7 protein-coding genes are annotated in these 7771 nt (G+C 24.1%); 6 read left to right on the top strand and 1 reads right to left on the bottom strand.

Going from position 1 to position 7771, the window contains the following annotated elements; genetic code table 11:
* Window positions 1–144: 144 nt before the first annotated feature.
* Entirely contained in the window at window positions 145–996 is an 852-nt protein-coding gene (repA, locus tag AB4W67_RS03030) for a plasmid replication initiator RepA (protein ID WP_367682821.1), read from the bottom strand.
* 348 nt (window positions 997–1344) lie between these two features.
* Between repA (AB4W67_RS03030) and AB4W67_RS03025 the strand changes: the two genes are divergently transcribed.
* The 6 genes from AB4W67_RS03025 to leuD all read left to right on the top strand — a co-directional run bounded on the left by AB4W67_RS03025 (window position 1345) and on the right by leuD (window position 7634).
* Entirely contained in the window at window positions 1345–1842 is a 498-nt protein-coding gene (locus AB4W67_RS03025; RefSeq protein ID WP_367682820.1) for a TIGR00645 family protein, read from the top strand.
* A gap of 169 nt (window positions 1843–2011) precedes the next feature.
* On the top strand, window positions 2012–2779 hold the full coding sequence (gene repA / locus AB4W67_RS03020) for a plasmid replication initiator RepA (RefSeq protein ID WP_367682819.1): 768 nt from the start codon (window positions 2012–2014) through the stop codon (window positions 2777–2779).
* A 111-nt stretch (window positions 2780–2890) separates the two neighbouring features.
* A complete protein-coding gene (gene leuA / locus AB4W67_RS03015) occupies window positions 2891–4441 on the top strand; it encodes a 2-isopropylmalate synthase (RefSeq protein WP_367682825.1) in 1551 nt (516 codons plus the stop codon).
* 53 nt (window positions 4442–4494) lie between these two features.
* A complete protein-coding gene (gene leuB, locus AB4W67_RS03010; protein WP_367682824.1) occupies window positions 4495–5583 on the top strand; it encodes a 3-isopropylmalate dehydrogenase in 1089 nt (362 codons plus the stop codon).
* Window positions 5584–5588: 5 nt separating this feature from the next.
* On the top strand, window positions 5589–6998 hold the full coding sequence (leuC, locus tag AB4W67_RS03005; protein WP_367682823.1) for a 3-isopropylmalate dehydratase large subunit: 1410 nt from the start codon (window positions 5589–5591) through the stop codon (window positions 6996–6998).
* A 6-nt stretch (window positions 6999–7004) separates the two neighbouring features.
* Window positions 7005–7634, top strand: a complete 630-nt coding sequence (leuD, locus tag AB4W67_RS03000; RefSeq protein ID WP_367682822.1) for a 3-isopropylmalate dehydratase small subunit — start codon at window positions 7005–7007, stop codon at window positions 7632–7634.
* Window positions 7635–7771 lie beyond the last annotated feature (137 nt).

Here is a 7771-nt window from a genome sequence, read left to right as displayed (position 1 = left end):
CTTTTAATTTTCAAAAAAATAAGAGATATAGAAAAATATAATTGGATATTTTATTCTAGATAAGAGGATAATTGAAGAAATGGTGAATATCAGAAATGAGGTATCATTACGTTGTAAAACGTAATTATTTAAAAAAAATTTTTTTTAACTTTTAGAATATCTATTTGTAGCTATTTTACGTAAATAATAATAACTAATATTAACTTGTTTCTTTAAACCACTAGGTCCCATTTTTGTTAATTCACTAATAGAATATTTTCCTACTAAGGCACGAAGAATAGTTTGTCTTGCTTCTTTTTCATCTAATGCTATTAATTTTTGAGCGTTTTTTCTTTTTTTATAAAAAGTATGTTTAGATATTCTATATTTAAAAAGATTTCTCATTTGAATATCTTTTGCTTTTGTTTTAGCTTCGGAAATAGTGATAGGTTTTAATCCTTTACTGATAAGATTTTTATTAATCCATCCTAGTTGTTGTTTTTTAGCATTTTTTAATTGTTTTTCAGAGATATCAAATAACATAAAAAATAATGGTGTTAGTGTGATCATTTTAGGCATATAATGACCCAAAACTTTATCCCATATTTTTTTACAAGTAACAAATCCCATAGGTTCCATAAAATGTGTAATTAGTCTTGATGCGCGCGTGATTGATTTATTTCCCATTTTTGATATTGTGGATAAACCACATTCATCTGATAGCTGTTCTACTGATGCTTGAACTAATTCAGAAGAAATATTGAAATGATATAGCATCGCTAATACCATTGCTCTCATTGCACATGCTCGATGTTCGTTTAATCTTCTACTTCTTTTAAGAGGAATACCAGTTTTTGGATTTTTAGGTTGTATAATATAGTTTAACTCACATCTAGCAACATCTATTTCTGATGCTTTTTTCATTGCAAAACAAATAAATGCTGGTCGACGTTTGTTATTTTTAGGAGGTTTAAAAATAGGATTTTGATTATTTATATAATTTTTTCTGATTGACATGATAAATATTTTAATGTAATTAAGGTTTAAATGTATAATGTGATTTAAATAATGTTTATTTAATTTAATATTTTTTAAATTATTAAAAAAATTTAGTAAAAATTTTTAGTAAGAACGAATAATTAAAATAGTAATTAAAAAAAATTGGTATAATTTAAAATTATTATTTAAATGTATTTTTAACATAATTTTATGAATTTTTCAATATTATAATTGAAAAAATTATTTTTTACATAATTAAGATATATTTTTTTTAAAATTTTATATCTTAATTATGTAAAAAATAATTTTTTTCAAATATAATATATTCATATTTTAATATTTTTTATATTTAAGTTAGGAATAAAGATGGAAAGAATTATTGAAAAATCTATATATGCTTCTAGGTGGTTAATGTTTCCTGTATATGTAGGATTATCATTTGGATTTATTTTATTAACATTTAAATTTTTTCAACAAATAATTTTTATTATACCTAATATTTTAGCAATGTCAGAATCAGGACTGGTATTAATAGTATTATCATTAATCGATATAGCTTTAGTTGGTGGTTTATTAGTTATGGTAATGTTTTCAGGATATGAAAATTTTATTTCTAAAATGGATATAGAAGATAATCAAAAAAGATTAGGATGGATGGGTACTATGGATGTCAATTCAATTAAAAATAAAGTTGCATCATCTATAGTTGCAATATCATCTGTTCATTTATTGCGTCTTTTTATGGAAGCAGAAAGAATTTTAGATAATAAAATTATGTTGTGTGTAATAATTCATTTAACATTTGTATTATCAGCATTTGGGATGGCTTATATTGACAAAATGAGTAAAAAAATTAAACATTAATTTTTTTAAATAACTTATTTAAAGTTATTTGAAAGCATTTAAAATTTATGCTATAAATTAAGAATTATATCTTTAATAATAAATTTTTTTAAATCTTTTAACTATTTTTTATATTTTTTTAAAATTAAATATTTTAATAAAATATATTTTTTATTAAGTGTATTTTGTAGTGCCTAGAAAAAGTTATATATTTAATTCAAAACCAGTTTTTAATCCCCCTAAAAACGATAAAAAAAGATCTTCTTTTATAAATTATGCAATGAAAAAAGCATCAAAAATAGATGTTGCAAGAAGTATTTTAAATTATACATTGTTAGCAATAAATCCTAAAACTGGTAATATATTGCCTAGATTTAGAAGATTAAATGAACACCGTGCATGTGCAATGAGAGCAATGGTTTTAGCAATGCTATATTATTTTAATATAGAGTCTAATTTAGTAGAAGCATCAATTGAAAAATTATCTGATCAATGTGGTTTATCCACAATATCAAAAATAGGAAACAAATCGATTACACGTGCATCAAGGTTAATTAAAGAATTTTTAGAACCAATGGGTTTTATTAAATGTGAAAGAAAAAAAACTAAATCTTTTAGTAATTATATACCTAAAAAAATATTTCTAACACCAGTTTTTTTTATGTTATTTCATATTCCACAATCAAAAATAAATGAATATTTACTTGAATATAAAAAGCATTCTAAAATTTTAAAAATTATAAAAAAAAATATATTCATTTCATTAAAAGATCAAAAAATTATTTTAAAATTAGATGAAAAATGTGCTAGAAATAAAATTTTAAATATTTTAATTAATTTTTATACAAAGGATGAATTGACACAAATTGGTTCTAGGGGTCTTAAAAAAAAGATAGATATTGAATATAATAATTTATGTAATTTATATAAAAAAACAATAAATAAATTTAAACAATAAAATTTTCACAAGCAAAGGGGGACATATTTCTTTTAATATGTCCCCCTTTGCTTGTGAAAATTTTATTGTTTAAATTTATTTATTATCTATATTATTTATTAAGGAAAAAAAATGAATTCAAAAATTATCATTTTTGATACAACTCTTCGTGATGGAGAACAAGCATTAAAATCAAGTTTAACTGTTAAACAAAAATTAAAAATTGCATTATCTCTAGAAAATACAGGAATAGATATTATTGAAGTAGGATTTCCAATTTCATCACCAGGAGATTTCAAGTCAGTTCAAGAAATATCTAAAATAATTAAAAATATTAAAATATGTAGTTTAGCAAGATGTATAAATAAAGATATTGATACAGCTGCAGAAGCTATGTCATTTTCAAATTTATTTCGAATACATATTTTTTTAGCTACTTCAAAATTGCATATAAAATCGAAATTAAATAAAAATTTTAATGAAATTATAGATATGGCAATATCTTCAGTTAAAAGAGCACTTAAATATACAGATGATGTTGAATTTTCTTGTGAAGATGCTAGTAGAACTGATATAGATGATTTATGTAAAATTGTTGAAAAATTAATAAAATCAGGTGTAAAAACAATTAATATCCCAGATACAGTAGGATATACAGTACCTAATGAATTATCCTCTATTATTAAAAATTTATTTGAACGTGTACCTAATATTGATCAATCTATTATTTCAGTTCATTGTCATAACGATTTAGGAATGGCAGTAGGAAATTCAATATCTGCCATACAAGCAGGTGCAAGACAAATAGAGGGAACAATTAATGGAATTGGAGAACGAGCTGGAAATACAGCGCTAGAAGAAGTCATTATGGCAATCAAAGTTAGAAAAGATATACTAGGTGTTTCAACTGGTATTAAACATAAAGAAATATATCATACTAGTAAGATAATCAGTCAAATTTGTAATGTTCCTATATCTCCTAATAAAGCAATAGTAGGTAGCAATGCTTTTTCACATTCATCAGGAATTCATCAAGATGGTATATTAAAAAACAGAAAAAATTATGAAATTATGAAACCTAGCAGTATAGGTTCAAAAGAAATAAAATTAAATTTAACATCTCGATCAGGTAGAGCAGCTGTTAAATATTATATGAATAAAATGGGTTATCAGGAAACAGATTATGATATTAATGAGCTTTATTTAAAGTTTCTTAAATTAGCAGATAAAAAAGGTCAAGTTTTCGATTATGATTTAGAAGCATTAGCATTTATTAATACAGAAAAGGACGAAACAGAATATTTTTCACTATCTTTTTTTAGTGTTCAATCTATTTCAAATGGTTTATCTACTGCTTCAGTGAAACTATTATGTGGAGATACTACCTTTATAGAATCTGCTACAACTAGAAATGGTCCTGTAGATGCTATTTATCAAGCCTTAAATAGAATTACACATTTACCTATAATTTTAGAAAAATATAAATTAATAGCTAAAGGGAAAGGTAAAGATGCTTTAGGTCAAGTTAATATTTTAGTTAAATATAAAAAAAGAAAATTTCATGGAATAGGTTTAGCAACTGATATCATTGAATCATCAGTTCAAGCTATGATTCATGTTTTAAATACTATATGGAAAGTTAATCAAATTAATGAAAAGTTAAAAAATTTAAAAAAGATATAGAATTAAATACCCTATTTAAATTTTTAAAGTTATTAAATTGGAAAATATTTAATATGAAAAATAAATTTCGTATTGCTGTTTTACCAGGTGATGGAATAGGACCTGAAGTTATGAGGGAAGCTTATAAGATTTTAAATATTTTAAAAAAGCATTTTTCTCTACCATTGGAAATAAATGAGTTTAATATTGGGGGTATAGCTATTGATAAAGAAAAAACTGCTTTACCTAAAAAAACAATTACAGGTTGTGAAAATTCTGATGCAATTTTACTAGGTTCTGTAGGTGGAACTAAATGGGATTTATTACCATCTAAATTAAGACCCGAAAGAGCTGCTTTATTACCTTTAAGAAAATATTTTAATTTATTTATTAATTTAAGACCTGCAATTTTATATTCGTTTTTAACATGTTTATCTCCTCTACGTACTGAAATTATTACTAATGGATTTAATATGTTATGTATTAGAGAATTAACTGGGGGTATCTATTTTGGTTCACCTAAAGGTCGAGTTGTTGATAAAAATCATATATATGCATATGACACAGAAATTTATTATGATTTCGAAATTTTTCGTATTGCTAATTTGGCATTTCAAATTGCACGTTCTAGAAAGAAGAAGATTTGTTCAATTGATAAAGCAAATGTACTTGAAAGTTCAATTTTATGGAGAGAAATAATTAATAAAGTTTCTAAAAATTATCCAGACGTTGAATTATCTCATTTATATATTGATAATGCTGCTATGCAGATTATTAAGAATCCTTGTCAATTTGATATTCTTCTTTGTTCAAATTTATTTGGAGATATTATTTCTGATGAATGCGCAATGATTACTGGATCAATTGGTATGTTGCCATCTGCTAGTTTAAATGAAAAAAATTTCGGTTTATATGAACCTGCTGGAGGTTCTGCTCCTGACATAGCAGGGAAAAATATAGCTAATCCTATAGCTCAAATTCTTTCTGTTTCAATGTTAGTTCGATATAGTATGAATTTACCTGAAATATCGGATAAAATTGATCGTGCTGTTTATCGGTCTTTAGAAGAAGGATATAGAACAATAGATATATGTAATGGTAAAAAATATATAAAAACTAATGAAATGGGTGATATTATTTCTGATTTTTTAATAAATGGATGATTAAAATGAAAAAAACTTTATATCAAAAAATATATGATTCACATATTGTATATCAAGAAAAAGAAAACGTATCTATTTTATATATAGATTTACATTTACTTCATGAAGTTACGTCTCCTCAGGCTTTTAATTCGTTACGTAATAAAAATCGATCTGTTTATCAGCCTAAAAAAACTTTTGCTACTATGGATCATAATGTTTCTACAATCAGTAAAAAAATAGAAGCATCTAGTTCTATGGCAAGAAAACAAATGGAGGAATTAAGAAAAAATTGTAATGAATTTAATATATCATTATATGATTTAGATAATTTAAATCAAGGTATTGTTCATGTTATAGGACCAGAAAACGGCATGACTTTACCGGGTATGACAATAGTTTGTGGTGATTCGCATACATCAACTCATGGTGCATTTGGAGCATTATCTTTTGGAATTGGAACTTCAGAAGTTGAACATGTTCTTGCAACACAAACATTACGACAGCAACGTTTTAAAAATATGAAAATTGAAATAATTGGAGAAATTCAAAATTTTATTACATCAAAAGATATTATTTTATTTATTATAGGAAAGTTAAAAGTTTCTGGTTGTTCAGGTTATATAATTGAATTTTGTGGAAATATTATTAAAAATATGAGTATGGAAAGCAGAATGACTATTTGTAATATGGCAATTGAAATGGGAGCTAAATCTGCTTTAATTGCACCAGATTTAAATACATATACGTATTTAAAAAATAAGTTATATTCACCGCATGGAGTTAATTGGGAAAATGCTATAAAATTTTGGACAACATTAAAAACAGATGATGGTGCTTTTTTTGATAAAAATTTCGTTATTGATATTACTAATATTTCACCTCAAGTAACTTGGGGTACTAGTCCAGATCAAGTTTTATCAATAAATGAAAAAATACCTAATTATGAATCTTTTAATGATTTTACAGAGAAAAATTTAGCCAAATCTGCATGTACGTATATGGATTTAAAACCAGGAATGTTTTTAAAAAATATAAAAATTGATAAAGTTTTTATTGGTTCTTGTACAAACTCTCGTATAGAAGATCTAAGATCAGCTGCAAAAATATTAAAAAATAAAAAAATTTCAGATAACGTTCAAGCTATTGTTGTACCTGGATCAGGTCAAGTAAAAAGACAAGCTGAACAGGAGGGATTAGATAAAATTTTTATTAATTCTGGGTTTGAATGGAGATTACCTGGGTGTTCTATGTGTTTAGGAATGAATGATGATAAGTTAAGTAATGGTGAACGTTGTGCTTCTACAAGTAATCGGAATTTTGAAGGTCGTCAGGGCAGAGGGGGGCGAACACATTTAATGAGCCCTATTATGGCAGCTGCAGCAGCTATATATGGTAAATTAGTTGATGTAAGAAATATTTCACCAGGAGATTAGTATAAAATGTCTAAATTTATTAATAAATATAATGGTTTAATTGTACCATTAAATATACATAATATAGACACTGATATAATTATTCCTAAACAATTTTTACAAAGAGTAAAAAAAACAGGTTTAGGTAAGTATTTATTTCACGATTGGAGATATCTTGATAAGAATCAAAATAAGATTAATTATAGTTTTATTTTAAACAAAAAGATTTATAAAAATGCAAGTATTTTATTAACTCAAGATAATTTTGGTTGTGGATCATCAAGAGAACATGCAGTTTGGGCTTTATTAGATTATGGTTTTAAAGTAATAATTGCACCTAGTTTTTCTGATATTTTTTATAATAATAGTTTTAATAATAAATTATTGTTAATTATTTTAAAAAAAAATGAGATTAATGATTTATTTAATATAGTATTTGATTATCCCGGGATTCGTTTGAATATTAATTTAATAAAAAATGAATTAAATATTAATAATTTAAATTTTTCATTTAAGTTAAATGATTTTCAACGTTCTTATTTATTAAATGATTGGGATAATATAGATTTAACTTTAAAAATTTATAATAAAATTAAATTGTATGAAGATAATAAAATACCCTCATTTTTCTTAAAAAGAAAAGAATTTACTTCTTAGAATTTAAAATAGCGAATTTTTTAAAAAAATTTCGCTATTTTTTTATGTTATATATTATTTTTTTTTATGTTTAAAGAAATGTTATTTTGCATTTATTACATAGGAAGCATTTATCTAAAAAAATAATATGCATTTAT

It is taken from the genome of Buchnera aphidicola (Protaphis terricola), assembly GCF_964059145.1.
In the GTDB taxonomy this organism is placed as follows: domain Bacteria; phylum Pseudomonadota; class Gammaproteobacteria; order Enterobacterales; family Enterobacteriaceae; genus Buchnera; species Buchnera aphidicola_BP.
This window is presented reverse-complemented; position numbering and strand designations above follow the sequence as displayed.

Bases quoted from the DNA above. Each gene is read 5' to 3' on its own strand.
- repA (WP_367682821.1), bottom strand. From the start codon at position 996: ATGTCAATCAGAAAAAATTATATAAATAATCAAAATCCTATTTTTAAA.
- AB4W67_RS03025 (WP_367682820.1), top strand. From the start codon at position 1,345: ATGGAAAGAATTATTGAAAAATCTATATATGCTTCTAGGTGGTTAATG.
- leuA (WP_367682825.1), top strand. From the start codon at position 2,891: ATGAATTCAAAAATTATCATTTTTGATACAACTCTTCGTGATGGAGAA.
- leuB (WP_367682824.1), top strand. From the start codon at position 4,495: ATGAAAAATAAATTTCGTATTGCTGTTTTACCAGGTGATGGAATAGGA.
- leuC (WP_367682823.1), top strand. From the start codon at position 5,589: ATGAAAAAAACTTTATATCAAAAAATATATGATTCACATATTGTATAT.
- leuD (WP_367682822.1), top strand. From the start codon at position 7,005: ATGTCTAAATTTATTAATAAATATAATGGTTTAATTGTACCATTAAAT.